Origin of the sequence: Galbibacter orientalis DSM 19592 (genome assembly GCF_000260115.1) — a bacterium.
Lineage (GTDB): Bacteria > Bacteroidota > Bacteroidia > Flavobacteriales > Flavobacteriaceae > Galbibacter > Galbibacter orientalis.
Window position 1 is genome coordinate 3,923,772 of the sequence record NZ_JH651379.1, and the last position, 26,260, is coordinate 3,950,031.

General features: G+C 39.3%; 29 protein-coding genes and 2 pseudogenes. 3 read left to right on the top strand and 28 right to left on the bottom strand.

The annotated features are described in order from the left end of the window. Window positions 1–43: 43 nt before the first annotated feature. From traM to JOOMADRAFT_RS17060, 5 genes and pseudogenes are all read right to left on the bottom strand, one after another. Window positions 44–973, bottom strand: a complete 930-nt coding sequence (gene traM / locus JOOMADRAFT_RS17040) for a conjugative transposon protein TraM (protein WP_008615579.1) — start codon at window positions 971–973, stop codon at window positions 44–46. Window positions 974–1,006: 33 nt separating this feature from the next. Beyond that, window positions 1,007–1,621 (bottom strand): conjugal transfer protein TraK, encoded by a 615-nt coding sequence (locus JOOMADRAFT_RS17045; protein WP_008615580.1) that lies wholly within the window; start codon window positions 1,619–1,621, stop codon window positions 1,007–1,009. Between the two features lie 11 nt (window positions 1,622–1,632). Next, the gene (locus JOOMADRAFT_RS17050) at window positions 1,633–2,475 is read right to left on the bottom strand and encodes a hypothetical protein (RefSeq protein ID WP_008615581.1); all 843 of its coding nucleotides are present in this window, start codon (window positions 2,473–2,475) and stop codon (window positions 1,633–1,635) included. A gap of 2 nt (window positions 2,476–2,477) precedes the next feature. After that, entirely contained in the window at window positions 2,478–3,047 is a 570-nt protein-coding gene (locus tag JOOMADRAFT_RS17055; RefSeq protein WP_008615582.1) for a hypothetical protein, read from the bottom strand. 12 nt (window positions 3,048–3,059) lie between these two features. Further along, window positions 3,060–5,456 (bottom strand): annotated as a pseudogene (locus JOOMADRAFT_RS17060) (TraG family conjugative transposon ATPase). A gap of 5 nt (window positions 5,457–5,461) precedes the next feature. Here JOOMADRAFT_RS17060 and JOOMADRAFT_RS20770 point away from each other — a divergent pair. Beyond that, entirely contained in the window at window positions 5,462–5,710 is a 249-nt protein-coding gene (locus JOOMADRAFT_RS20770) for a hypothetical protein (protein WP_157136703.1), read from the top strand. A 50-nt stretch (window positions 5,711–5,760) separates the two neighbouring features. Here the strand turns inward: JOOMADRAFT_RS20770 and JOOMADRAFT_RS17070 are convergent, their stop codons facing one another. Beyond that, a complete protein-coding gene (locus JOOMADRAFT_RS17070; protein WP_008612775.1) occupies window positions 5,761–6,048 on the bottom strand; it encodes a hypothetical protein in 288 nt (95 codons plus the stop codon). 189 nt (window positions 6,049–6,237) lie between these two features. Between JOOMADRAFT_RS17070 and JOOMADRAFT_RS17075 the strand changes: the two genes are divergently transcribed. After that, complete coding sequence (locus JOOMADRAFT_RS17075) at window positions 6,238–6,885, top strand: N-acetylmuramoyl-L-alanine amidase family protein (protein WP_008615583.1); 648 nt, start codon at window positions 6,238–6,240, stop codon at window positions 6,883–6,885. A 143-nt stretch (window positions 6,886–7,028) separates the two neighbouring features. Continuing rightward, window positions 7,029–7,685 carry a class I SAM-dependent methyltransferase gene (locus JOOMADRAFT_RS17080; RefSeq protein ID WP_008615584.1) on the top strand — a complete coding sequence of 219 codons (657 nt, stop codon included), beginning with the start codon at window positions 7,029–7,031 and terminating at the stop codon, window positions 7,683–7,685. Between the two features lie 38 nt (window positions 7,686–7,723). On the opposite strand, the gene JOOMADRAFT_RS17085 is transcribed toward JOOMADRAFT_RS17080, so the two are convergent. The 22 genes and pseudogenes from JOOMADRAFT_RS17085 to JOOMADRAFT_RS17185 all read right to left on the bottom strand — a co-directional run bounded on the left by JOOMADRAFT_RS17085 (window position 7,724) and on the right by JOOMADRAFT_RS17185 (window position 26,253). Continuing rightward, window positions 7,724–8,386 carry a P-loop NTPase family protein gene (locus JOOMADRAFT_RS17085; RefSeq protein ID WP_008615592.1) on the bottom strand — a complete coding sequence of 221 codons (663 nt, stop codon included), beginning with the start codon at window positions 8,384–8,386 and terminating at the stop codon, window positions 7,724–7,726. After that, window positions 8,370–9,122 carry a hypothetical protein gene (locus JOOMADRAFT_RS17090; RefSeq protein ID WP_008615593.1) on the bottom strand — a complete coding sequence of 251 codons (753 nt, stop codon included), beginning with the start codon at window positions 9,120–9,122 and terminating at the stop codon, window positions 8,370–8,372. The genes JOOMADRAFT_RS17085 and JOOMADRAFT_RS17090 overlap by 17 nt, the downstream gene beginning before the upstream one ends. A gap of 3 nt (window positions 9,123–9,125) precedes the next feature. Continuing rightward, window positions 9,126–9,410 carry a helix-turn-helix domain-containing protein gene (locus JOOMADRAFT_RS17095; RefSeq protein ID WP_008615594.1) on the bottom strand — a complete coding sequence of 95 codons (285 nt, stop codon included), beginning with the start codon at window positions 9,408–9,410 and terminating at the stop codon, window positions 9,126–9,128. Between the two features lie 310 nt (window positions 9,411–9,720). Continuing rightward, complete coding sequence (locus JOOMADRAFT_RS17100; protein WP_245547692.1) at window positions 9,721–10,515, bottom strand: RteC domain-containing protein; 795 nt, start codon at window positions 10,513–10,515, stop codon at window positions 9,721–9,723. Between the two features lie 282 nt (window positions 10,516–10,797). Next, window positions 10,798–11,712, bottom strand: a complete 915-nt coding sequence (locus tag JOOMADRAFT_RS17105) for a helix-turn-helix transcriptional regulator (protein WP_008615596.1) — start codon at window positions 11,710–11,712, stop codon at window positions 10,798–10,800. A 2-nt stretch (window positions 11,713–11,714) separates the two neighbouring features. After that, window positions 11,715–12,206 (bottom strand): asparaginase domain-containing protein, encoded by a 492-nt coding sequence (locus JOOMADRAFT_RS17110; protein ID WP_008615597.1) that lies wholly within the window; start codon window positions 12,204–12,206, stop codon window positions 11,715–11,717. A 441-nt stretch (window positions 12,207–12,647) separates the two neighbouring features. Continuing rightward, window positions 12,648–13,469 carry a universal stress protein gene (locus JOOMADRAFT_RS17115; protein ID WP_008615599.1) on the bottom strand — a complete coding sequence of 274 codons (822 nt, stop codon included), beginning with the start codon at window positions 13,467–13,469 and terminating at the stop codon, window positions 12,648–12,650. Between the two features lie 56 nt (window positions 13,470–13,525). Next, window positions 13,526–13,882 (bottom strand): SpoIIAA family protein, encoded by a 357-nt coding sequence (locus tag JOOMADRAFT_RS17120; protein WP_008615606.1) that lies wholly within the window; start codon window positions 13,880–13,882, stop codon window positions 13,526–13,528. An 18-nt stretch (window positions 13,883–13,900) separates the two neighbouring features. Next, a complete protein-coding gene (locus tag JOOMADRAFT_RS20370) occupies window positions 13,901–14,077 on the bottom strand; it encodes a hypothetical protein (protein ID WP_008615607.1) in 177 nt (58 codons plus the stop codon). Window positions 14,078–14,086: 9 nt separating this feature from the next. Next, window positions 14,087–15,403 (bottom strand): APC family permease, encoded by a 1,317-nt coding sequence (locus tag JOOMADRAFT_RS17125; RefSeq protein ID WP_008615608.1) that lies wholly within the window; start codon window positions 15,401–15,403, stop codon window positions 14,087–14,089. Between the two features lie 18 nt (window positions 15,404–15,421). Beyond that, a complete protein-coding gene (locus tag JOOMADRAFT_RS17130) occupies window positions 15,422–15,607 on the bottom strand; it encodes a hypothetical protein (protein ID WP_008615609.1) in 186 nt (61 codons plus the stop codon). Window positions 15,608–15,610: 3 nt separating this feature from the next. Further along, window positions 15,611–16,609, bottom strand: coding sequence for a sodium:calcium antiporter (locus JOOMADRAFT_RS17135; protein WP_008615610.1), 999 nt, complete (start codon window positions 16,607–16,609; stop codon window positions 15,611–15,613). A gap of 11 nt (window positions 16,610–16,620) precedes the next feature. After that, window positions 16,621–17,292 carry a lipoprotein signal peptidase gene (locus tag JOOMADRAFT_RS17140; RefSeq protein ID WP_040880183.1) on the bottom strand — a complete coding sequence of 224 codons (672 nt, stop codon included), beginning with the start codon at window positions 17,290–17,292 and terminating at the stop codon, window positions 16,621–16,623. 45 nt (window positions 17,293–17,337) lie between these two features. Next, the gene (locus JOOMADRAFT_RS17145; protein WP_008615612.1) at window positions 17,338–18,138 is read right to left on the bottom strand and encodes a cation transporter; all 801 of its coding nucleotides are present in this window, start codon (window positions 18,136–18,138) and stop codon (window positions 17,338–17,340) included. A 1-nt stretch (window position 18,139) separates the two neighbouring features. After that, window positions 18,140–19,489, bottom strand: a pseudogene (gene nhaA / locus JOOMADRAFT_RS17150) (Na+/H+ antiporter NhaA). Window positions 19,490–19,586: 97 nt separating this feature from the next. Beyond that, complete coding sequence (gene lpdA, locus JOOMADRAFT_RS17155) at window positions 19,587–20,990, bottom strand: dihydrolipoyl dehydrogenase (protein ID WP_008615613.1); 1,404 nt, start codon at window positions 20,988–20,990, stop codon at window positions 19,587–19,589. A gap of 90 nt (window positions 20,991–21,080) precedes the next feature. After that, window positions 21,081–21,509: a Fur family transcriptional regulator gene (locus JOOMADRAFT_RS17160; protein WP_008615614.1), complete on the bottom strand. Its 429-nt coding sequence runs from the start codon at window positions 21,507–21,509 to the stop codon at window positions 21,081–21,083. A 38-nt stretch (window positions 21,510–21,547) separates the two neighbouring features. Then, a complete protein-coding gene (locus tag JOOMADRAFT_RS17165) occupies window positions 21,548–24,100 on the bottom strand; it encodes a heavy metal translocating P-type ATPase (protein WP_008615616.1) in 2,553 nt (850 codons plus the stop codon). Between the two features lie 277 nt (window positions 24,101–24,377). After that, window positions 24,378–25,139, bottom strand: coding sequence for an AlbA family DNA-binding domain-containing protein (locus JOOMADRAFT_RS17170; RefSeq protein ID WP_008615617.1), 762 nt, complete (start codon window positions 25,137–25,139; stop codon window positions 24,378–24,380). A gap of 57 nt (window positions 25,140–25,196) precedes the next feature. Next, window positions 25,197–25,415 carry an SHOCT domain-containing protein gene (locus JOOMADRAFT_RS17175; protein ID WP_008615618.1) on the bottom strand — a complete coding sequence of 73 codons (219 nt, stop codon included), beginning with the start codon at window positions 25,413–25,415 and terminating at the stop codon, window positions 25,197–25,199. 30 nt (window positions 25,416–25,445) lie between these two features. Beyond that, window positions 25,446–25,685, bottom strand: coding sequence for a SpoIIAA family protein (locus JOOMADRAFT_RS17180; protein ID WP_245547693.1), 240 nt, complete (start codon window positions 25,683–25,685; stop codon window positions 25,446–25,448). Between the two features lie 145 nt (window positions 25,686–25,830). Further along, a complete protein-coding gene (locus tag JOOMADRAFT_RS17185) occupies window positions 25,831–26,253 on the bottom strand; it encodes a Fur family transcriptional regulator (RefSeq protein ID WP_008613756.1) in 423 nt (140 codons plus the stop codon). Window positions 26,254–26,260: the final 7 nt, after the last annotated feature.

Here is a 26,260-nt window from a genome sequence, read left to right on the forward strand (position 1 = left end):
TTAAATGCCCTACTTGTCCCGAATTCAGTTCGGGATTATGGGGTCATAATTTAGGCTTTAGGATTAGTCTGTAATTGTTGAGTACGGTAACCTTTACGTTCCGGTGGTTGCGCTGAAATATCTTTTTGAAACCGCTTACTTGTGGTACACCCGTAATGTTTATGTCATCCACCATATCGCCTACAACTTCGCTGGTTACCTCTGCACGAAAGTTGTTTTCCACATAAATGCCATCGCTACCATCCTGTAGATCGAATGCTTTCAGTTTTGTGGGTTGATGTTGAATGTTCTCGATCTCAATCAAAACCCGATTGGGCTGAAAACTGATAAAACCGTAAATTGGAGTGTTTTTTGGAATCCGTTTGCTATTGATGGTGGCGGTTTTGGTCAGGCGCATCCGCAAACGCGAATTTGCCTTGACTACTTGGTCACCATCTACAACGGCATAGATTACAGCATCCGTTGAACCGGACACGGAAACAGTGCTTTCCTTGGGATCGGAAGCAAAAAACAACTGGTGTTCCAGCCCCATTTCCTTTGCAGCAATTTTTTCTTCCGCTTTTATTGCAGCGGAGTCAACCACTTTTGCGACCTTGACAACAGTTTTCTTAACCCCAATATTCCGATAATTTTTTTCGGAATACTTGATTTTCCCTGCGGAGTAGATACTATCCACAATGCGTTCCTTTTCCTGTTCGGGCAAATCTGGATCGTAAAAGCCGAGGGAATCGATCAGCTTTTCATCGTAGATGCTTGGTGCGTTGGTTTCCCGCACTTCCTTAAGATCATTGATGGCATCCAGTTTGGAATCGTACTCCTTTTGATCTTCTTCCAATGCGGGAACCGACGTCTCTTTAAGGTTTTCGTTTTCACTTTCATCATTGCCCATAACCATAATGGAATAGGAAATCAGGAAAATGAATACTACGGCAAGCACCGCTGCAAAGACTATTTTGTTCTTTTCTATCTTCATAATCATTGGTTTTTAAATGCCCATTATGGGCTTTCAATTTTCATTGTTCAGTTTTTTAAGGGATTTTTCAAAATAGTTCGTAATCAACAATCCGTGTGGATTGTTGGGGAAGTTTCGGTCGACCGTAATCAGGTTTCCGGTGGAAACCAGTTCATAAGTATCGATAATCGAACCCCGATTGATTTCAAATACGGTAACCGTCTTGAAGGTGTAAACTCCATTTTTTTCCTCGACTTGGGAATCGATACTGACCACCTTTTGGACTAATGAATATTGCAGTAACCGATTATAGACACCATCGGCCTTCTTTTGGCGATAGAGATTGTCCACGGAACTGTTACCCAACCAAAGTGCCTTTTCCAAGTTCTTTTCATAATTGCTTGCATCAATGTTGTAGAAGTAATTGTGGAACAGTTCCAAATGGGCCAAGGCTTCCACCTTAAAGTTTTCCTTTTGGGTAACGAGTTTTAGGGGAATAATACTTCCATCGGTATTGATCGCAAAGGCATTGTTCAGGACTTTTTTATTGATGTTGAATACCATCCAAACGGCAAAGAAACTGGACAAAACGGAGCAAATGACAACGGCCAAGACGATGAACCGATTAATTCTAAGGACTGCGTAAATATTTTTATAAGGTGTTTTCATTTGTATGGGTTTTAGGCAGTAAATAATTTTAGGGTAAATGAGGTCGCGCGCCGGTAAAGTTTGAATTTTAGAAAGACGATAAATCCTACCGAACCAAGCTGTACGACCGGGGCAAAAAAGCCGCTACCAACGTCAGTTCCAAATAAGTTCGTCCAGAAATTGGTATTTATCTCGGTATAAAGCGCATTGACGAATACATTGACCAGAAAGAACGCAGGTACCAGCATATAAACAGCAGCGTACAATTTGAAAAAGTTATAGGCGAGCGAACGGAACTTTTCAAAAACGGCAAGGCTTATGACCAATGGGAAGAATGCCTGCATTATTCCCAACAAGAAGAAACGTTCCGCAAGGAATAATGGGTAAATGAACAAATCGAGAATCCATAATATTGTACTCACGACGAAGGCAAATATCTTAAAACCGAAAAGTGGTGTTACCAAAGCTTCATAAAGCAAAGACATTGCGGCCTGGGCTGCTTTTATAATATTTACCTCTTCCTCAATGGGAATATCCTGCATCTGCAAGGGCAACAAAGCCGGAGCAGTTCCCCGATATTGTCCTTCGATGGCCACCAGAATACCGTCAAAAAAGCCCAATATCTGTGTTGAAAATATGACCAGAAGAACGACCGCGAAATTTTTGATCAGTTCCGCTGGACTTAATCCCCAAGTATAACCACCCTGATCTGCAACGCCCTCATTATATTTTTTGAGGATGTTGATCAGAAAGAACAGTACGGCAAGCGTTTTCATTCCCGAAATGGTATATTGTGAGAAGCTGCTGTTCTGTATGGTCTGGAAAACGGTATCAACGTATTCCAAGCCTATCCCTAAAATGATTGCCGCGGTCATAATTAATATCCTGTTTCCCTATTATTGATTTTATCCTGCATCTTGCGGAAAGAAATTATATCTCGGTATCGTTTAGTTTTCAATGTGATTTCCGAAACCATTTCTTTCGATTCCAGTTCTTTTTCTTTCAAGATTTCTGCACGTTCGGCATCGCTCATTTTTAGATAATCACTTGATAAGACTTGATCAATAAAGTCAACCGTTTCCAAGGAGTTTTGAACTATGGCATCGAACGATTCCACAACTCTGCTAACTTCATCTGGTTTGATGTAAGGCGAGTTCAGGATATCCTGTAGGTCATTTTGCATTACATTGATAAGGCGCTGATTATTCTGACCAATTTCTTGAACAGCTCTTAACTGTTGTACCACGCTTGATACTTTCTCAATGCTTTCCTTCGCATCTTTTAGGAACTTTACAGACTTTATCATTTGAGCCGTCTGTTTCCCAGATTCTATAAGTTGCTTTACCAAGCTGATAAAATTGGTATTGTCATAAGTAGGCATTCCTTGCGCTTTCATATTGAAGCTGAACAGTAATGCCATTGCGAGAATTAAGAGTTTTGTTTTCATTGTTTATATATTTTAAGATGAATATTCCGTGATTGCTTTTTCCATATCCTGATGTTTTTCGAAAAGCTTCATTATTTCTTCATTTTCCTTTCCATCCGTGAGATAAGCGGCATATACTTCCTTGGGAACTTCAAGCCTAAAAATGTTACTCTCCTTACCAATCTTGATGAACATTTCGGTGTACTTTCGTTTTCCGGAAAGATTGTTCTTGATGGATTTTAATTGGTTTAAATCGTGGCTTGATAGGTTAAGCCGCTTGACAAGTTCCGCATAGCCTTTCTCGTTGTTCAGGCTGTAGATAACCTGTGTATTTTCTAGGATGCTTGCCGAAGTTGAATTATTTGGAAGTTGATTGATGGATTGCAGAATAATCCCAATCGCTCCGTTCTGTTTACGGATGGCCTGATAGTAGAATTCAACACTTTCCAGTACGTTTTCAAACTTCAGTTGCTTGGCAAATTCATCGAACAGGATGATGCCTTTTTCAGCTCTGTTTTTCCAAATGGTTCGTTGGATTGCCGACTTTATCAGTTTCAACATTACGGAAAGGATTTCCTTATTGTCCTTCACTTCGTCCAGCTCAAAAACAATCAATCGCTTGTCCTCGATTTTATAGATCTGGTCTTCGCTCACTTCAAATAGGAAGCTGTATAGACCATCGCCAACATACTCCGACATTACGTGCAAAAAGCCCGTAACATTGAAGTAGTCAGGATGGATTTTAAGTTGACCCAAAAGGTCTTTTTGGTTGCGCTCAATGAAATTGTAAAATCCATCCAAGGAGTGATTTTCTGAAGTGCTTTCATAATAATGGCGCAGTATCTTTTTGACCGAAACAGATTGTGCCTTGGTTACTTTTAAATCGGAAGCGAACAGCTCAAATAGGAACACCGATAAATCTTCCAAGCGTTCCGGTGTTAGGTCATTGATATCGCTGATGTAAAATGGGTTGATTCCCAGGTTCTTTCCACTTTCATAGCGCAAGACGGTGTACTGTTCTGGATAGAGTTTGGCGAATTTGGTATAAGAACCGCCCAGATCAATGATGACCAGGCGCACGCCACTTTCAAAATATTGGCGCAGAATATTATTGGCCAAAAAGGATTTCCCTTCACCGGTGGGTGCGAAAATGGCAAAGTTCCGGGCCTTGATGCGTTTTTTTTGATCATCCCAAACATCCTTCAATACCGGAATGTTATGCTCGCGGTCGTTAAAGATGATCCCAGTTTCGTCCGATTTATAATTGGTGTTATTGATCAGCAGGCAAAGCGCGTGTTTCAGATCGGTCACGTATAAATCGTTGTTCTAGAAATTGGAAGAAAAGCAGCAGTAGCTGTTTAAAATATAATTCTTCCGTTCCTCGCCTCGTGGATAGTAAGGAATAATGTCCAGTTCCTTAAACTCAGTTTTTATTTTAGAGCCGATTCTACTTAGGTTAGCAGCATTCTTATCCCAATAGACAATATTCAAATGACCACGAATAATCCGGGCATTGTCATCCGCATTGATCTGGTCAAGAATATGCTGGATCTTTCCAAGTACCACTTTGTTCTGTGAACCGAAATTGGAGCTTTTGTTCAGTTCCTCTACTTTCTTATCGAGCAGCTTGCGCCACTTTTGTTTATCGTCCAGATAAAGAATTTGGTTGACGATATGGTTCTCGTTAAGCGTAAGCCCTAAACCATCAATAAACCCTTGATAAAACACAAAATCGTCAGAAGTGAATTTCTCATTGGTCTTGCTACTCTGTACCCTTTCGCCAAAGCACAGTTCGCTGTTGATAGCCAGGGCATCAAAATAATTTTCGCCTATATTGACATTTTTTCTTTCAAGTAAAATATCCGTATCAAAGCCTTCATTGAACCCGTTGAAATAGGCGCTTGTATGATTGCTGATTTCTGCTGGTTTTAATGGTCTGAAGGACACCCTCCGGCTGTTGTTGATAAAGGAAACCGAATCGCTGACCGATCCGATAAAGCGTTGTACGGAATCATCAAGTTCCCGAATAATGCTTTTGGAAACCTTTCGGAAGGGATTGACATATTTCGGATTGTTGAGGGCTTTGTTCTTGGTAAGAACAAAGAACAGGTAGCAACGATGTTCCATATATTCGCGCCCTTTAAAATGATCGTGGGTCGCCTTACCCAAAAAGGTGGTATTGGGCAGTTGTTCCGCAGCGTAGGATTTTTTCAAATAAATATCCTGTTTATGGATTACCGTACCCACGGGTAATGACTTCAAAGCCTGAAACCAAGCCCCGTGCATATCCTCAAAATCTTTTTCGGACAAGGAATAAATCTCGGGCAAATTGCCTTCATAGCACAAGACCACATTGCCATTGTTGGCAAAAATGATATTGTCCTGAATATCTGCGATGGGTCGGTATGCCGAAAGGTTAATCTTATTCATAATCGATGTCGGAGTTTCTTTTGTTACTGATGATTTTAGGGAATGCTTTCGCTATCTGGAAAAGCTGTGGATTGCCGGTTATCCGTGTCAAAGCGATATACAAAGCTGAATTGAAAAGCAATACGCCAATGATAATCCCGAAGCTGAACGAGAAGATGATGACCAATAGTGAAGCGAGAATGGAAACCATCATTATTGCAAAGAGGGATATGGGCAGCCCAAAAATGACCGCCCGTTTCCTGATGTTTTTATAGACCTCGAACTTTTTCATAGGTACAGTTGATTTAAAATCACTCTTAAGGGTTTAGACCACGATACCGATTAGGTAGGTAAAGATGCCGACCACAGCTCCTGCAATCAATACAAAAACGAGAACACGGGTAATCCCTTTTTTGAGATCGGCGTTTTCCCCGAAGAAATGTCCCGCGTTGAACAGGAAGCCAATCAGGAAGATTACACCAAGGATTATTGGAAAAATTGTCCTAATTGTGCTAGAAACATCGTCAACTGAATCTTCGATTCCTCCAATTTGTGCAAAAAGTGATGTTGAGAGCAACGAAAGAAAAGTTGCCAAGTAGATTGATTTTTTCATAACGGAACAGTTTAAGTTTTTGATTCGTTTTCGTTAAGGGAAAAGTACATATATTTGTATTCAAATACCTGAAAATCAAATATTTGTGAATAAAATATTATTTGGTATTAATTGAATTCCGTTGCCATTATTTGGTATCAAATTTTATGAATTTTGGAAGGCAAGTTGTTGATAACTCAAAGATTGAAAATGAAAAAAGTGTTCAAAAACGTCAGTTTTGTCTTTTTGCTCCTAAAAATGTGCTTCATTTTTGGGCAAGAAACTGCCATCCAAAAAAGAATAATTATTGACGTTGGTCACGGTGGAAAAGATTCCGGTGCGGTTGGAATTAATTTCGTACAGGAAAAGGATGTCGTACTGAACATCGCTCTGGAAGTTTTAAGGCTTAACAAAAAGTCAAAAACACCGTTGGATATTTATTTAACCAGGTATAACGACACACTTATTTCGTTATCGGATCGAACTAAATTGGCCAATGGTTTAGATACGGATGTATTTATTTCCTTGCATTGCAATCATTCAAAGAATCCGAATGCGAGAGGAATTGAAGTTTATGTGGCAAATACTAAATCTCAGTATTCAAATGATGCCTCTTGGTTAGCTTTTCAATTGCAAACAGAGTTTAAAAAACAATTGGGTTTTAAAAGTAGGGGCGTGAAGTTTGCGAATTTTCAGGTGCTACGGGAAAGTGTTGATTACCGCCCTGCTGTTTTAGTAGAAGTTGGATTTCTTACCAACGAAGATGAAGGGTTCTATTTTTTGCAGCCTTCTAAAGTCAAGGCCGTGGCGATGGCTATTTTAAAAGGAATCTATAACTACTCAAATAAACGATTATGAAAGACTTATTCATCGAAACAATTAAAAGCATCCGAGAAGTATTGAAAGTTTTTTTGTCAGAAGCTCTAAGGCAGATTTATGACTTGAAAAATAAGAAATGAGTATTTTTATACATCAAGTTCATCATCAGATAAAAAAACGTAATGGAAACTCAAATGTACGGAACAAAGGAAGAACAGGAAAACGCTATTCGTTACTACGATAAGCTTTCCGTCATTTACGATTACATCTCAAATTGGTATTATAAAAAAGCCAGGAACTATGCCATCAAAGAGCTTCAACTCAAAAATGGACAGACCGTATTAAACGTGCCCTGCGGAACAGGGGTCAACTTCAAATATTTCAACGAATATTTGAACAACTCAGGACTTATCATTGGCATTGACCTGTCGAGTGGAATGCTTGATAAGGCCAAGCAAAAAATAGAAAAAAACGGTTGGACGAATATCGAAACGGAATTAAACGATGCTACTAAAATTGACAGAAATTGGCTTGATTATCGAAACGAACAAATTACTGTTGACGCTGTTTTTTGCGACCTTGGCTTGTCAGGGCTACCCGAATGGCGGAAAATAATCGACAATATGATTTCAATTTTAAAACCAAACGGTAGAATTGTTATTCTGGACTGGTATCTTGAAAAACCGAGCTTGCGTGGCAATTTTGTAAAATGGATCGGTAAAGGCGAAGTGGACCGACCAATCTATCAATATTTAGAGACGAAGGTTTCCAATTTTAAAGTGGATGATAGTTTTAATTATGGAGGTGTATTTGTCGCTTCCGGTAGTAAACCTGAATAAGTAGCGCAAGTTTTCATTAAAAGACACTAAGTTTAATTTCACTTCCTTTTATCCCCAGCCCCTTCATCAAAAGCAATCAAATTAAAAAGTTCCCGCATCCGGCTACGGACACGGTTTCCGTAACGTTCTTCCAGTTCCTCCGCATTTAGATTTGTGGTCGCGTGGGTCTTGATTTTATGCTTTGTCTGAAGGTAAAGTTCATAGCGCGATAAAAGCACTTCGCCCATAACGTTCAGATCTTTTCCGTAAAAACGACCTGCGGGTTCTACGCCCAGATCATCAAAACAGAAGAATTTTGTATTCCCATAATCCTCGATGGTTTTAAAACCAAGATGGTTAAAACTGAATGCCACATTCCGACAGGGGATCATTTCATAAGGTCTTTGCAATGGCACTAAATGGCGTAAAAGTTTTAATAAACTGGTTTTCCCGCACCCTACTGGGCCCGATAACAAAATCCCTTTTTCAACATCGATATCAAATTTTTTACAGTTTTCCCTGTCTTTGATGAAGTAGGAACAGAGTTTTAGTAAAATATCCTTGTCCTCTTCATAAATTTTAAATTTCCTTCCAAAGAGGAGTTTCCCCTTGGCATTCAGGTAAATCAGGATTTTTGGGAAGTCGTAAAGCACACATTTCCCGTCAAACTTGCCCAGTGAGTATTCCACGCCGCCTTCGGTTATTTTAGAGGGGTTGTCCATAATCCTTGGTTTTAGTGGTTCGTAGGTTGTCTCGATTTTGGGACGCTCCCCTTTTTTTTGGTGTGTTTTCTTCGGCAAACAATTCGGTTCTATCCATCCAATTTTTGGCCAGAGCCTGCCAATCGCGGATTTCTTTTCCGTCACTTGTTTTCCAATCGTTGGCTTTATAATGCGCAAAGAATTTTTTTCCTTCATCAGCATTAAAACCTTTTTCTTTAAAAAAATCTAAAACAGCCTGTCTGCCCTTTGGCTGTTTATTAATGTTTACCTGTTTGGTATTGTTTATATTAGATACCAATGCTTGTCCACTGGTGGGACGGTGCAGGTACATAGCTTGTCCGTTGCTGGGATGGTGCTGGTACACTACCGGTTCACGTATGGGATGGTACCGTTCCGCAAGCTGTTCCAATTCGGGATTGTAGTGTCCCATATCAGGTTCATCACTTGTCCCGATAATGGACATCTTGATTTTGCTCCCTTTGTACGGATTGTTAGATGGAAAATAGGATAGGTAGTTCCAAGAATCGAGGTCTGTTACACAGCGATGGTAGGTAGATTTTGAACCAATCTTGGCCACGCGCATCAATTCGCGACGGTTCACGAAAAACTCATCGGCAAAGCGGCTGCTGTTCCATTCCTGAAACAAGGCCATATAGAGGCTGATATGAGTCGGGTTCAAGCGGTCATCGAAGAAGAATTTTTCAAAAGCCGCGTTGAGGAGCTTTATATAATTCATCTCTTAAGAATTTAATCCGTGCTGTACACGGTTTGCGGTCATCACATTCTGAATTTCCTCGGCATCGTAGTAGATGATGCCACCCACTTTGGTGTAGGGCAACGTGCCATTAATGCGTAGGTTTTGTAAAGTTCCTGGGCTTACTTGTAGTAAATCCATTACTTCAGAGGATTTTAGGTACTTTTTTAGCTTTCCTTTAGACTGATTGGTAAGCAGTTTTTTAATATCATCGAGTAATTCCATTTTGAATTCCCGAAGATCGTCTGTGGTAATGATACTTGTTGGCATAATAGAACGGTTTTAAAAGAAAGAGGCTACCAAATTGCTTTAAGCTAATTTGATAGCCCCTCGCAGGATTTGACTTTCGTTCTACAAATTTGGATATGTTTATTGGATTTTATTCCCCATTACGACCGTAGTACGGTCAAAATTTAACATATTGAAATTTGATTGATTATGGTGGTTTTTGAGGCCTGTTTGAGGAAGACAATAGATTAAAAGATGCCAAATTAAATGGAGAATCTTAAAAAAGTAGAATTTCGGTAGGTCGTCCGTAGTACGGTCTTATTTTAACAGACTCTGAAAAGATGTGGAAAGGTTATTCTTCGCTCTTGTCCATCCCAAAAAGAAGAGAGGTCGCCATTTTGTCAAGAAATATAGTCCTGCTGTGTTTCCGGTTCTCCATATCCCCGAAGCTTTTATATATATCTGTGGATTCCCGATCAAATATTTCCTGAAGCTTTTGCGACACCTGAATGATGCTCAGACCTTTTTGCCTCAGACCGGTAAACCATAGAGCATAAATTAATTCCGCCCAATCCATATTCGAAAAAGGCCAGGGAATTTTTTCCGTAGGAGTATCATAAAGTGTTTTTCCGTTGGAATTGTTTTTAATACAGGACATTCGCTTATCCAAATAAACAACTAGGGAATTATACGCTTTAAATCTACCTAAAAGCATATCTCTTGGTGTAGAAAAATCAGGATCTTGAAAATAGAAATTTGAAGTGGTTATATAGTAGGTGTCGAGATATTTCCGGGTGTAATATTCTTTATCAAAATGAGTAGCGTTAGAGTTGATATATTGCCCGAAATCAATGTTATACAGGAAGAATCGGTTAAGCCTTTTAATTTTCTTTTTTATGAATTTTAATTGGGCTTTTTTATCGGCTTTCGGAAACTGAATTTCTAAAGAGTGGATTTCTGAGAAGTAAATAAGCTGTACAAGGGGGACTTGTTTGATATTTTTGAAGAAATCTATTTCTTCTTCCTGAGAGTTAAGGCCATGTAATATTATTTCTTTTTTGAGCTTATGTAGTAAGTTGCGGCATAATTCAATGGAATGATAGGCCCTGCTCAAAATATTTTCATTTTGGAGCTTCAATTCATGCAATTTCTGAATGAGTATTTCCGATTCCAACTGTAAATCCATTACCAATCATTTTACAGGTTATTTTTTGAAAAAGTACCATTTCAGGCATGTACAGCTTAGAAAAGCAAAAGCGGCAGCCTTACTTCTAAGGTAATTTCACCAATACAGAATTCTTGAAATATATTGCGTATTTAGCTACGAAAAGTCCGTATTTATGTACGGAACATAAGGAGGGAATACTTTAATTGAGGTTTTTATCGCTACTTTGTTATCAGAGTTTAGAAAAAACCGGGTTGTTGTATATTATGGGTTTTTGTGGAAGCGTGATAAAAATTCTTTTCTGCCATTTACTCCCGTTTTCTTAAAGATGTTGGAGGCATGTTTAGATACAGTGCTCTCGGCGATATAAAGATCTTTGGCAATTTTTTTATAGGAAAGATTATTTAAAATCGATACTGCAATCTCGACTTCCCTTCTGGTTAAATTCTGATAGATAATTTTTGTATTAATTGGATCATCTTTTTGCCCTTTATTAAATGCAAAAACTTCATATACAATATTTTTATTTTTTAGGAAATATAGATATCTATTGATCTCAATGGCTGTTATTGCATAAAATGCCAGATTCATTACCGAAAATGTCAGCCATTGGTAATCCCCAATTACGGTCAAAATAGGTAAGAGTACAATACAGCTAATACTTATTAGCGCCAATTTTTTTCGCTTTGAAAAGAATGTATTGGAATCCTTTAGGTTTGAAATCCTTCTATAAAACAGCCCGAGGAAGATAAATGCTATGATTGATATGGGAATAGTAAACAAGATTCTGGCAGAATTCAAGGAATTTGTTAGAAAATAGGGGATTAAAAATAACAGGATAAAACTGCTAATTACCAAAATGGCTATATTTATAAAAGACGCACGGAATTTCAAAAAAATAATATCATAATCTTTGAACAGGTAATAAATCATATATAGGCATAATGCAATGGCAACCCCATAAGTAATAATGTACTGGAGAATAAGTGGATCGGTTAAATTTTCAATAGGCAAAAATCCCCCGGTGGCATTGTAAGCGATGTACAGGAGGCCGAGAATTATATATCTGTGGAAACTAAGGTGCTTAAGATTAATGTTTGCAATGGTAGCAATAACTACAATAAAAGTATCTATCAGCAGGTAAAAAAAGGTGGTCCAATGTATTGAGGTGCCGAACATTTTTATTCATTTTTAGGCTCAAACTTGTTTGATTCCAGATTTTTGGTAACATTGCTCCAATGAAAAATCCTGCCATTCATAACCACATAAACATCAGGTTTTAAAAATTGTAAAGCGCAGATTGCATAGCCTAAATTGAATGGAGCATCGGTGTTTGCAGATGATCCTAAAATAAAGGAGCCGACAAGGACGATAGTCTTTTTAAGTTCTTCCTTTCCAAAATAAGTCGCGGTATCTTCCATAGTAAAAGTCCCATGGGTTATTAAAATTTTTTCTGCATTGGAAGCTTTTATTTTTTTTAACAAAAAATTCCTGTCTTCATCGGTAATTGATCGGCTATCCTTAGAAAATGCCCTTTCGATAATATAGGGAAACGAGACATTGGCCAGGTCAAGAAATTCTCTAATCGCTATTTCGCTTTGCTCTGTTTTATTTTCTTGGTTTTCATAATCCAAGCCTTCAATGGTTCCTCCTGTTCTAATAATATGTATCATAATTTTATTTTTTATAGAAATTAATGTTTATGGATATTCCCTTTTAACACAAAATAATAAAGCAGAAATGAAGCAATAAACAGAAGAATAAGGACAATAATTGCCTTGACCTTTTCCTTTTTTGTGAATTGTTTTTTAGATGGGTTTTGATTTTTTTTCTTTCTTCTGTTTCTTCTACTTAGAGACATCCTGTTGTACTATTTTTAATTTATTTTCTATAAACGGATTGCTTTGAGAACGGCCAAGAAAGCTACGCCCACATTGGCAAATACGGTTTTAAAAAACCACCTAAGACTTAAAGCCGAATGGCAGAGTTATATTGTACCAAAAGCCACCTAGTTTTTCTGAAAAGATCCACTTTTAGAAATTTGCTAATTTTTCAGAAAATAACTTTCCAGGGTATTAAAATCTAGTATATTTCATTAAAAGTTATCTCTACCATTATTTTAAAATAAGTACAGGAACTTCTGATTTGAAAATCATTTTCCGTCTCAGCCCTAGTTCAGTTAGTTTTTCTATAAAGTCATGTTTCCTGTAAAGTAGCGCCAAAATATCTATGGTATTATCTTTCAAAAAACCGGTTATTTTATCTTCAGTTTTCCCTTCGGAAAAAAGGTGAACAGAAATATTCTGCAGATTAAAAAACTCCTCATAATAGTTTTCTATCTCCTGTTCTTTAATAACTTCATCTTTACTTTTAGCAAAATGAAATATAAAAAGGCGTGCGTTAAATGCCTTTAGTAGATCAGCCAGAACCTTTAGTTCCCTATCAGGTTTCAGATTATCTGAATCCAGCGCCAGACAAATTCTTTTTAAACCAAAAGTTTCTAAATCTTCAGGTACAACCAGCACAGGGCAGGGTACATCCTTGCTCACTTTTTCACTGGTAGTTCCTGCAAGGTAACCTTCTACCTCACCTGCACCTTCTGTCCCCATAATTATCAAACTTGCTTTTTCTTCTGTTGCTAATTGATAAATTATATCTGAAGGTCTTCCTGGGGCTACCATACTCTTATATTTTATTGTCGCCAGACGTGGAAAATTTTCGAGAAATTCCAGCATTTTTTCTTTGTACAATTTCTGATAAGAACTAAAGTTGTCGGGAACCGGATAAACTATAGCCCCATATCCGGCATATTGATAACCTTCAGAATAGGCATGAACAAAGATAATTTCTGAATTTAAAGATTCGGCCACCTTTGTGGCATACTCAACTCCAATTTTGGAACTTTGACTAAAATCAATTGGAACTATTATTTTCATGGTTTTTTAATTTAATTATACATTCAGTTTTTTAATTAATTATTTAAATAAAAGGTTTATTGTTTAATCCACTTTTTGGCAATTTCCTTTTCCTCTAAGTCAAAATATTTTACTTCAGCATTGGTAAAAGGTTTCATGAACTTTGTAATCCAGTCCTGCCATTTTTTATCACCTACCATGGCGATTTTTTCATAATCTTTTGCGTGGGCAGTATCCATTTTTAGATCTTCCCACAGGCCTGGAAAATCCCAGCCGGTAAAATTCTCCATTTCAAAATACCAGCGTACGTTTAATCCTTTGTCCAAAATAGCATGAATAATGGGATGTACCTTCTCAATATCCATTTCGGATAAATCTCCCGATGCTCTGGTTGCAATAATATTATCTCCTGAAATCTCTATAATTTGTAACATATCTATTTTTATTAATTATTAACCGCCTAAATCGTAAAACCATTCTTCAGCTTTCATAATTCCTTCTTTTATGGCATTTCCCTTAGTATAATTCTTTTCTATAACCAGACTTTTAGCAATTTCCAGGGCTTTTTCCTTCACTGCAGGATGGAGGCCATCCAAACTGGTTTTAAATTCTTCAAAGGTCCATTCCATAGCTTCATTTTAATGGTTGAACAGTTCTTTTTCTTTTTCGGGATCCATCTCATTCTTTGACTTTTTGTCCAAAAAATAATCCAGCACGATGCCCACTATAATTGCTCCCACAAAAGCAACATACACCTGCCAGTTAAACTGAACTACCAGAGACAGGCTAATAATTATGGCCAAAATGGGTAGGATAGGTACTTTCCCTATGGAAAGGGGAACTTTAAAAGGTCTTTCTTTGTCAGGTGCTTTATAACGCAAAACGATGAGTGCAATATTCACAGCTACAAAAACGAGTAACGCCCCTAAAGAGGACATTCCTGCGACAATTTTAATATCTCCCAATAACAAAAATGCCGCTACCGCAGCCATAACCACCAGTGTAGTTACCCAGGGTACTTTCTGTGCATTGGTCTTGGTCATAAATTTTGGAAGCTCGCCCACGCTTGCCATACCGAAAAGCAACCTGCTAATGGAAATAATGCCACTAAAAGCCGCATTAGCCGTAGCAAAAAGTGCCGCAACTGCCAGGGCTACGGGCAACCAGGAATTTAAATTTGAAGCGGCCAGCGACAATGGGGAATTTACCTTTGCTATTTCTGCGGGGTCACTTATATTGAGTACCGTAAAAGATATTAGTAGGTATATAATTGTGGTAAACACCATTGTCAATAAAAATGCCCTCGGAATCGTCTTGCCCGGATTTTTTACCTCGGAACCCAATGCTGCCATATGCTCAAAGCCGGTATAAACAAAAAATAAGGTAGCAGTCGCTGCCAGGGTGCCGGAAAAGGACTCCACTTTAAAAAATTCTGATTTTGGTGGTCCTGTTTCCAAAAGTCCGACCGCAATAAGAATAAACAATCCCAATAGCTGAATACTGACCATAATGATATTGGCGGTAGATGATTTTTTGATGCCCGTAATGCTTATCAATGCAAGAATCAGTAGCACAGCATAGCTAACCAGTAAGGAAGGGATGTTAAAAAACGTATTGAAATACCCTGAAAAAGCAAGTAGCACCGCGGCGATGGTGGCCGAACTGTGAAATGCAATCGTCCAACCTGTTAGAAAAGATGGAATGTCGATTTTTGGAAAAGCTTTCCGTACAAAAATGAATTCTGCACCGGCATTAGGATAGGTAGAGGACAGCTCTGCATACGACATTGCCGAGACACTGGCCGCAATGGCGGCAAAAATAAAACTCAACCAAAGGTCTGTTCCCGCCTGTCCAGCGGCTGCACCAATTACAGTATATATTCCAGCACCAACAATGGTACCTACACCATAAAAAGTAAGGCGAAGAGTACCCAGAGATTTTTTTAATTCTGCCATAATACTATTAGTAATATATTATCCATTTCTATCTAAATTCCTTTTTTCCATCTCTGCCTTTACGATGCCACGCTCAATAGCCTCTTCTTTTGAACAATTTTTGTTCAAATAGAAATCCGTCGCATATTTTAATGCTACTGCTCTAATATTTTCATCCAGCACATTTAGCCTCTCCTGGTAATCCTTAAATAAGTCCTCCTTCATTTTTTAAAATAGTTTTAGAACAAAAAACACCATAGTTAAGAGATATACAATATACGCTGCATCGAAAACGAATATCTGCCATCTGCTGAACCCGTGAAGTTCCTTGCTTTGATGAACAAATACCGAATATAAAAGCGGCATCAAGCCCACAAACGCGAGATTGACCCAAAACAACTGGAAATCTTCGATAGGGGTAGTAACCAGCGCCAACGGGAAAAATGCCACCGTCATGGTAACAGCATTATCGGCAATCACACTGGTGGTGCCCGCGGTCACTTCACCTCCTTTTACCACACTCCAGGTTTTAAATACTTCTGGGGCAGTCGTCATTATTCCGGTAATAAACAGCCCTCCAACAATTTCGGAAATGTTCAACACCGAAACAATATTTTCCGTAGCCTTAACAATAAAAAAAGCACCCACGGCTATAGCCATAGCTCCGGCCACTGATAACCACACTTTCTTCTTATCCCACTCCACACTTTCCCCTTTTTTCCTGCCTTTTATAATGGCATGCATTAAAAAAGCCGCATAGGCCGCCAGCATAATCCACCCATCAATGGGTTGTAACCCACGCCAGGCTTTTGGAAGGGTTAGTATAGCTACCAAAGCAATGATTGCCAGATAGGGGATGGACAATACCGAGACAGAACGTTTGTTCAGGGCCAGCAGGTTGGTATCCAAATGTTTTTGATGTTCCTTATTGTTTTTAAACTGCCTTCTGGAAGCGAAATAGGCGATGGTTACCATGAGTGGGATGGAAATTATATTGGAACCAAGCAAATTTCCTAATCCGATATCAGATACACCACGGGCAGCACTTGTAATATTTATCGCCACTTCCGGGCTCGCCGTTACAATAGCTAGGAAAGCTGCTCCTGCAGAAGCTGTAAGCCCCCATTGCTTACGCAGCATTTTTAAAGGGGTAAGGAGTTGGTCCGCGCCCCAATGAGCAGCCCAAGCTGCCAATCCCAATACTACTACCCAGAGCCAAACGTTCATAACTAATCGATTTATATAATTGTCCTGTTACTTTCAGTATATTTCAACTTTTTCTTATCCGATATTTTCTGGTCTTTTTTTTGTTGGCTTTGAAAGATCAGGAGTAAAATCACTCCCGTGCTAATCCAAACATCTGCGGTATTGAATACAGGATCGAAAAAAGTAAATTCATTGCCTCCCCATAATAGCATCCATTCCGGAAGCCTTGTTTCAATAATTGGAAAGAACCACATATCCACCACATTGCCATTTAAAAATCCGGCATAACCACCGCCTGAGGAGAATATTTCTGCAATATTGCGAAGTGTGGGATCACTTTTTTCAAAAATCAGTCCGTAAAATGCACCGTCAATCAAATTGCCCAATGCACCTGCGTATATAGATGCGGCACAGATTATAAAGACTTTTGCATATCCTTCACGTATCATCTTTTTGATATAAAAGGTCCCCCAAATAACGGCTACGAAGCGAAATAGTATTAAAACAAATTTGGCCAGATAACCTTCGCCAAATTTAAAGCCCCAGGCCATGCCGGCATTCTCCAAAAAATGTAAGCGAAACCAATCCAGGCCAAACACAAAATATTCCTCGCCATAATAAAAATGGGTCTTCACATAAATCTTTATGGCCTGGTCTATTACCAACAACAGTAAAATTAATAATGCTACACTACTTTTATTCATAATTTCCTTATTGTTGCCCAACGTCTTGTGCAACATATATTTGCATTATTTAGATAATTTTAAAATTCTTATGGCGCCCCGCATTACAAACGTGAAAACGATGCCGCCAATTACCAAATCGGGCCATTTGCTATTCAGAAAATAGACCAGCACCCCGGCCAGTATCACCCCGCCGTTTACGATGATATCATTGGACGTAAAAATAGCACTGGCCTGCATATGCGCCTCCTTACTTTTGGCCTTATTTATCAACCAGAGCGAAATAAGGTTCCCCAGTAAGGCTAAAATGGAAACTATGATCATCCATTCGAACATTGGTGTTTCACTACTTGTAAAAAACCTTCTTAATACCTCTGCAAAACCAAGTGTTGCCAATGCAATTTGAAAGTAGCCGCTGAATTTTGCCACCTTCTTTTTTCTGGAAATGGCACCACCTACTGCAAATAAACTTAGCGCATATACTATCGAATCTGCCAGCATATCCAAAGAATCTGCAATTAGGCCCATAGAAGAAGAAATCCACCCCGTGGTCATTTCGATAATGAAAAAGCCGAAATTTATCCCCAGGACCCACCAAAGGATTGTTTTCTGTTTGGATTGGTCTTCTATTACGGGAGGCTCGGCTTCTTCGGTCCCCATAAATTTATCACCTAATTTTAATTCTGAAATCGAGGCTTTGATTTCCTCATTCCCTTCAAGGTGATATACTTCAAGTTTTCGATTGGGAATATCAAAATCCAAATATTTCACTTGAGCATAAGATTCCAATTTCATCCGGATCATCTGTTCTTCTGAAGGACAGTCCATTTGACTTACTATAAAGGTACTTTTGTTTATTTCCCCCATATCACTTAACTATATTTTTCCTTCCTTTATTGGAAGTTAATAAGAGAATTACCGCACCGCCAATAGCTGCAAGTAATGAAGCTATCAAAATGCTTATTTTCGAAATTTTAATCAATTCCTGATCATTAAATGCGAGATTGGTAATAAAAAGGGACATGGTAAAGCCAATTCCCGCAATCATACCAATTCCAATTATATGTTTCCAGTTTAGTGTAATATGTAATTCGGAAACTCCAAGCTTTTGCCCGATCAATGTAAAAATACCAATCCCTGTTACTTTCCCAATAGCTAATCCCAAAAGGATCCCCAGCCCTAAAGAACCGGAAACAACCTCAATTAAATTTACATCGAGCTTTACTCCCGCATTCGCGACTGCAAAAATTGGAATGATAAAGAAAGCATTGAAATCAACAAGGGAATTTTCCAGTTTGAGCAAAGGAGGCCTTGAATTCTCAGTATCTGTTTTAATAGCTTTTAAAATTATTTGTTGTTTTTTATCCTGAAGAGGATTTAATTTTTCCAGCTCTGTTTTCTCAAGATTAGTAACGTTTGTAGCAGTCCTTTCTTTTAATATTTTACTGTCTAATTTGGGCACTATTGGAATGGTAATGGCAAAAAGTACCCCCGCAATAGTTGGATGGATCCCTGAATTAAGGAAGCAATACCATAAGATGATCCCTATAATAATATACCAAATCAAATTTTTGACCCCAGTCCAATTCATTAATAATAATACCCCAAATACACCCATACCCGATCCAAGGTATATCCAGCTCAACTCGTTGCTATAAAACAATGCTATCACCAATATGGCACCTATATCGTCAGCAATAGCGAGGGCTATTAAAAATGTTTTTAACTGCCTGGGAACATTTTCCCCCAGTAGGCCAATGATCCCTAGTGAATATGCGATATCGGTAGCCATAGGGATGCCCCAACCCTTTATATTTTCAGTGTCTAAATTTAGGCTGATAAAAATGAGGGCCGGAACTGCCATGCCACCTAAAGCTGCCAACAATGGGGCTGAGGCTTTTTTAATTGAAGATAATTCCCCCACCATAACCTCCCTCTTCAATTCAAGCCCGGCAACCAAAAAGAAAATTGCCATTAGGCCATCATTGATCCACTCTTCAATTGTTAGCCCAAAACTAAGATGCTCGGAAAATTCAAAAAGCAATTCATCGCCAAGAAAATGATGATAGGCTCCTGCCCAATTTGAATTAGCTAAAAGAAGGGCTACTATAGTAGCAATTATTTAAAAAATCCCCCCAGCTGTTTCCCTGTCGAGGAACTTTGTTGCCGTTGCCCTAATATACCCAATAGTGGATTGATTTCGAACTGATTGCCCCATTTTATCTTACTTATTTTTTGAGTTAATTACCTAAACTTTAATATTTTCAAAAAGCCCGGCAACGCCTTATTTTTGAGAACTTGCTGTTAGGCCAACATTAAATATGTAGCGCCCTGTCTTCGGTGGCTGCCAGACACGCCTCCTTAAAGGTCTCGGAAAATGTGGGGTGCCCGTGTGACATTCTTGCAATGTCTTCGGCAGCTGCCCTAAATTCCATCGCTACCACCGCTTCGGTGTAGCTGTCTGCAATGCGAGGGCCTATCATATGCACGCCCAGTATCTCATCGGTCTGCTTATCTGCGATTACCTTGATAAAACCGTCGGTGTCCATACTTATTTTCGCCCTCGCATTTGCCTTGAAAGGAAAGGAGCCTGTTTTAATACTTCTTCCTGCTTCTTTCAATTCTTCTTCGGTTGATCCTACCCCGGCCACTTCGGGCTGGGTATAAATGATATTGGGGATAAGGGAATAATTGATATGTGGCTTTTGACCTGCTATCCTTTCGGCTACAAAAACGCCTTCCTCACTGGCTTTATGGGCAAGCATTGCCCCTCGGATTACATCCCCAATGGCATACACACCCTTGACGTTGGTTTCAAGGTTTTTATCTACCGTTATCTGTCCTTTCTCATTGGTTTCCACGCCAATGTTTTCAAGGCCTAAGTTGGTGGTGTACGGTTTCCGGCCAATGGCCATAAGACAGTAATCGCCATCTAAACTCATTTCTTCTTTATCGGAAAGGTTTTCCGCTTTCAATTCTACTTTGTTATCTGTTGCTGTTGCATCGGTTACCTTATGTTGTAAATAAAATTCAATTCCCTGTTTTCTTAGGGAACGGTGCAATTGATGTCCCAGTGCGCCGTCCATAGTGGCGATAAGGCTATCAAAATATTCTACTATGGAAACCTTTGAACCCAAGCGGGCGAATACGGAACCTATCTCCACACCGATAACGCCACCCCCAACGACCATTAAGTGCTTAGGGATTTCCTGTAGGGCAAGGGCTTCGGTAGAAGGGATGATACGCTTTTTGTCTATTTTAATATTGGGCAATGAAGCGGGTTTGGACCCCGTGGCAATAATGATTTTATCGGTTGTTATGGTTTCCGTTTTATCTTCGCCCTTAATTTCAATCGTGTTTTTCTCCTTGATGGTGCCATGACCTTCATAAACGGAGACCTTGTTTTTTTTCATCAGATAATCAACGCCATTGATGATTTCCTGTACCACATCCTGAACCCTTTGGTTCATTTTCAGAATATCGACATTGGCCTCTTTAACATCAATCCCAAAATTTTCGAATTGATGTTTGACTTTGTAATAATGCTCAGAGGCTTCCAACCAGGCTTTTGACGGGATACAGCCCACGTTTAGACAGGTACCGCCCAACGTGCTGTACCTTTCAATAATGGCTGTTTTTAATCCCAATTGGGCGCAACGGATGGCACTTACATACCCGCCCGGGCCAGACCCTATAATAGTTACATCAAATTTTTCCATATTCATATTTTTTTTAAGGTAGTTACGGTGGAAAAAACCTTAAGCTTGACCATTGGGGGCTGGGATTCAGGCTTAAGGTACTCCCACCTATTATTTTTTGCTACAATTTTTACATATCCCTTTTAATACCAGGTTCACATCGTTCACTTCATAATCGTCCGGCAAGCTCTCTTCCGATATTTTATTTGGCAGACAGATTGTTTTCTTACAATCGATACAATGAAAGTGCATATGTAAATCTGTACTGTGTTTAACATTGGTGTTTTCATCAGAAAGCGCATATTTTGCAAAAGCAGTTCCATCGTCAATTTGGTGCACCATGCTTTTTTTCTCAAAGAGCTTTATCGTCCTATAGAAAGTGGTCTTATTGGCTGTTTTGATATTTTTATGGATAAAGACTTTTTGCATTTCATTTAAACTTACCGCATAAGTTTTCCTTTTGAGGTATTTGTAAATTTTCAACCTCATTTCAGTGGAACGTATCCCTTTGGACGATAATTTTTTTTCCGTTTTTGTCATTTTATATTCTTTCGAAAAACAGTCTAAGTCCGGATTTTCTATTCTTTTTTATAAGCCAAAAGCCTTAACGCATTAAAAACCACCAGTAGTGTGGAACCTTCATGGATTACAACCGCCATTCCAATATTTGCCAAGCCGAATATGGTTGAAGGTATAAGTAGGGCAACAATACCAAGGCTTACCCAAAGGTTCTGTCTGATAATCGCCTTTGCCTTCCTGCTTAAGCCTATGGCAAAGGGCAGGGTTTCCAACTTGTCGGCCATTAGCGCAATATCCGCCGTTTCCAGGGCCACATCACTTCCAGCAGCACCCATAGCTATTCCTACAGTGCTGTTTGCCATGGCAGGGGCATCATTAACGCCATCGCCCACCATTGCCACCTTGGATTCCTTTTCTTTTAATTCTTTTATAGCATCCACTTTTTCTTCCGGCAATAGGCTCCCCCAGGCATCGGTCAATCCTATTTCTTCTGCTACAGCGTCTGCTACCTTCTGGTTATCACCGGTAAGCATGATCATTCGTTTAATGCCGATTTCTTTTAATTTTTTAAGGGTTCCCTTGGCGGCTTCACGAGGGGTATCCATTAATGCAATGATGCCTATATATTCTTCATTTTTTCGTATAAGCATTGTTGTATTTCCACCACCTTCAAGACCACGCACTTTCGTAGCTATTTTTTCGGAAGGTGTACTCTCATCAAGCCCTTCGTACAGGTCGAGGTTACCTATATAGATTTTATCATTGCCAAATGATGCTTTAATCCCTTTACCCAGAACTGCCTCCAAATTAGAGGCATTTGGGATTTCCTCGCCTTCCAGACGCTCTTTTCCATCACGAACTACAGCTTTGGCCAGGGGGTGATCACTAAGACCTTCCACGGCTACTGCTATTTTGAGAAGTTCGTTTTCAGAAATTTTTCCAAGTGGCACCACTTGGGTAAGTTTTGGCTTTCCTTCCGTTAGAGTTCCGGTTTTATCAAAGGCGAGGGCGGTAATAACCCCCAGGTCCTCCAGAGGGCGCCCTCCTTTAATTAATACCCCGCCACGGGCAGCTCTGGCCACTCCACTTAATACAGCACTTGGGGTCGAGATTGCCAACGCACAGGGACTTGCAGCTACCAGTACCGCCATTGCCCGGTAAAAGCTCGCGCTAAAGGGTTCGTCAATAACTAAAAAAGCGAACAAAAGAATCCCGACCAAAATAAGGACGGATGGCACAAAATATTTTTCGAATTTATCGGTGAGCAACTGGGTAGGCGATTTTTGAGTCTGAGCTTCGTTAACCAGTTTCACCAATCGGGAAAGCGTTGAATTTTTGGCTGCTTTGATCACTTTAATTTCCAAAGTATTATTCCCATTGATCGTTCCTGCAAAAACGCGGTTTTCATCTTTAATATCATCTACCTCTGAGTAATCCTTCTCAACATCTTCTACGGGAACTTTATCTACCGGTACACTCTCACCGGTTATTGGAGCCTGGTTAACGCTACTCTGCCCATCTACCACTACGCCATCTGCAGATATTTTACTATTTGGTTTCACCACAATGATATCACCAATATTGAGTTTTTCGATACCAACTTCTTCCGTCTTACCATCTTTTTTGAGCAAGGCTGTTTTTGGCGCCAGTTCTGCCAATGCGGCTATAGATTTTCGTGCTTTGTTCATTGCATAATGCTCCAGGGCATGTCCCAGGCTAAAAAGAAATAATAACAAGGCACCTTCAGCCCATTCTCCTAAAATAGCCGCTCCAATCGCTGCGACCAACATGAGAAAATCAATTTCAAACCCGCCTTTGGCTACGGTTTCCACAGCTTCTTTAGCAGTATAAAACCCTCCAAAGAAATAGGCTCCAATATAAAGGGAAAGACTAACCCATTGCGGAACTGATTCTACAAAGGATAGTCCAAAACCTATCCCCAACAAAACCCCACAAATAATGGCAAAAATAAGCTCTGTATTTTTCCCAAAAATACCTCCGTGGGCGTGGGAATTTTCTTCCCCGGCCCCGTGGCTATCCGCTTCTTTATGATTCTGGACATCGGTATCTTTATGCTTTTGTTCTTCTTTATCCTTTACCTTTTCTTTATTTAAATTTTGAGGATTCTTTTCGGCAGATTTAAAGCCTTTATTTTCAGCAGAGGAGCTTTTATTAACTTTTATGTTTTCTTTTTCTAACTTTGCACTTATTTCATCAAAACTGGTCTCACGCTTATCATATTCTAAACGGATCATTCCTCCCGCATTGGCGGAAGCTTCCAAAACACCATTGGTATTTAGCAGACTCTTTTCTATAGTTCTTGCATGCCGGGTATGCCTAATCCCCTCAACCTCTATAAGAAGATGTCCATATTTCTCGGTAATTTCAGCCCCGGTTCTTTCTGCCAATGATTGAATGCGGTCAATAGAAATTATATCCGGATCGTAATGAAAGCACAATTGTGGCACCGTATCTTCCTGATCATCCGCTATGTGGACTTTTTCAAGGCCATTTTCGGCTTCCAGTTCCTTAATTAGCCTTTCCACACAAGCGTCTTTTTCATTAGGTACCTGTGGAAGGATTACGGGAATTTTGATTTTTAGTTTTTTCATATCCTTAGTTATTTGTATCCAGTTTTTTGCTTGTTCCTTATCCTGAAGGTCAAAATATTTGACTTCTGAACCGGTAAAGAAATGAGTAGCTTTAACGACCCATTCCTGCTATTTTTTTCGCCTACAAATTTTATGACTTTTTTCGATGATATTGTGGATTAGCGGATGGATTTTTTATATCCTTCTTCGTGATTCTACCATTGATTTTAGCAGCAATCAAGTTTTCTTTTTCTATGTCCAATACCTATATCATTTTTTCAATTTTATAGGGTTTATATTAATTTAAGTGTATCTCCAAATACTCCAGAGCCTCAGGCATATCCAACTCACGGGTACCATTCCCGGTTCTGATAAAGAAATGCGAACGGTCAATCAAATTCAAATACACAGGTTTTTGTGCTTTGTGAACCCTTACATAACAGATATCCTTTTCTTCGAATTGGTAAAAGGCCACTTTAACCAAAGGGCAAAAATGAGTGCCGAACTTGAGGGACACCAATTGCATTATATATTGCTCAAACCCGTCCTTGCCAGGTTTTTTTAAAGTACCGCAATCCTGTTCCAGCCCCAGAATACTACCTTCATCATCAACTCCGATAATTAAATGCCCTCCTTGGGTGTTCATAAACCCGGCAATTGTTTTTGCTATTACGCCTTCCAAAGTCTTATTCGGTTTAAACTGCCTCAAATCCCATCTCAAGGTAGATTTAAATTCTACTTGCTGGTTTTCTCCTGCCGCAATCAGCTCCCTGATCTCCTCCAGCTTATCTCTTCTTCCGGTCAATTGAAATATTCTTTGCCTGACCATAAACATAAGCGACAAGGCAATGCCCAGCAGTCCAAATAGCAATTTGATGATGGCTTGATCCAAATCCCATGAACTAACTTCCTGCTGATATGAAGCAAGCAGAGATTTCCACCATTCGCCATTACCTCCCTGCATGTCATACATGTGGAGTGAAATAACCAGGGGCTGTATTATAAATAAGCCAAGGGCTAATCCAATGAATATAAAAACAAATACTTTGCGTTTTTTCATTTTTACCTTCTTTTATAAGCCATAGGTGCCATCGCTTTCGATGCCTGTGCCTTATAACTACTTCTTCTTATCCTGAAGGACTTTCTTCTTTTGTTCAAATTCCTCATCGCTTATCTCGCCCCGGGCGTATCGTTCTCTCAGGGCTTCCATAGCCTTATCCTTCCGTCTATTTTGTCCCGGGGTGGGATAAGGAATTAAGAATATCCAAAAGATGAGGATTATCCAAAGCCCCCACCATATCCAGTGCATTCCCCCAAAATTCCAGTTGTCCATCATAATCTTTCTGTTTAAATTTATTTAACTTTTTTAATGATTTTCTTTCTCCATCCATTCCTTGGCCAAATCTTTTTCTTCAGGGCTAAAGAATTTAATATGTGCCCTTGTAAAGGGAATCAAAACTTCCGTAAACTGTTCCTTCCATTTTGTATTTCCCACCAATGCAACCTTTTTAACGCGTTCTTCATTCGGAAGTTTCAGTTCAATGCCCTTCCAATACGCACTTGCGGTCCACCCCTCAAAATTTTCCATTTCAATATACCAGTACACTTTATGGTTTGCCTGTATATGGTTTTTAATTGAGATATCAAATTGTCATAATCGGTAGCATCCAATCTATTTTGAGCTACCATATATACCTTGCTTTCTTTCTTATAAATTTTCATCATTGTTCCAATTTTTTAAATCAAAAAACTTAATCCAAGTCATTGCTACATTTCTCACAGACTCCCTTGGCCACCAGATTGATATCCTCTGCCACATAGCCTTCGGGCAGGTTTATCTGAGGGATTTTGTGCTCTGTAAGGCACACGGTTTCCCCGCAACTATTGCAATGAAAATGTAAGTGAAGGTCGTTGCCAACCTCGCATTCACAATTGTCTTCGCACAGGGCATATTTAATGATGCCGGTGCCATCCTCAATTTGATGCACGATTCCTTTTTCTTCAAATGTCTTCATAGTACGGAAAAGCGTACTCCTTTCCGAGCTTTCGAAATCCTTTCCAAGGTCGCCTAAGCTAACGGCCACATTCAGTTGTGCCAGCCGTCTATAGGTCATCAGGCGCATTGCCGTAGGGCGGATGCCTTTGCTTTCCAACTTTTTTACTATTTTTTCCATTTGCTAT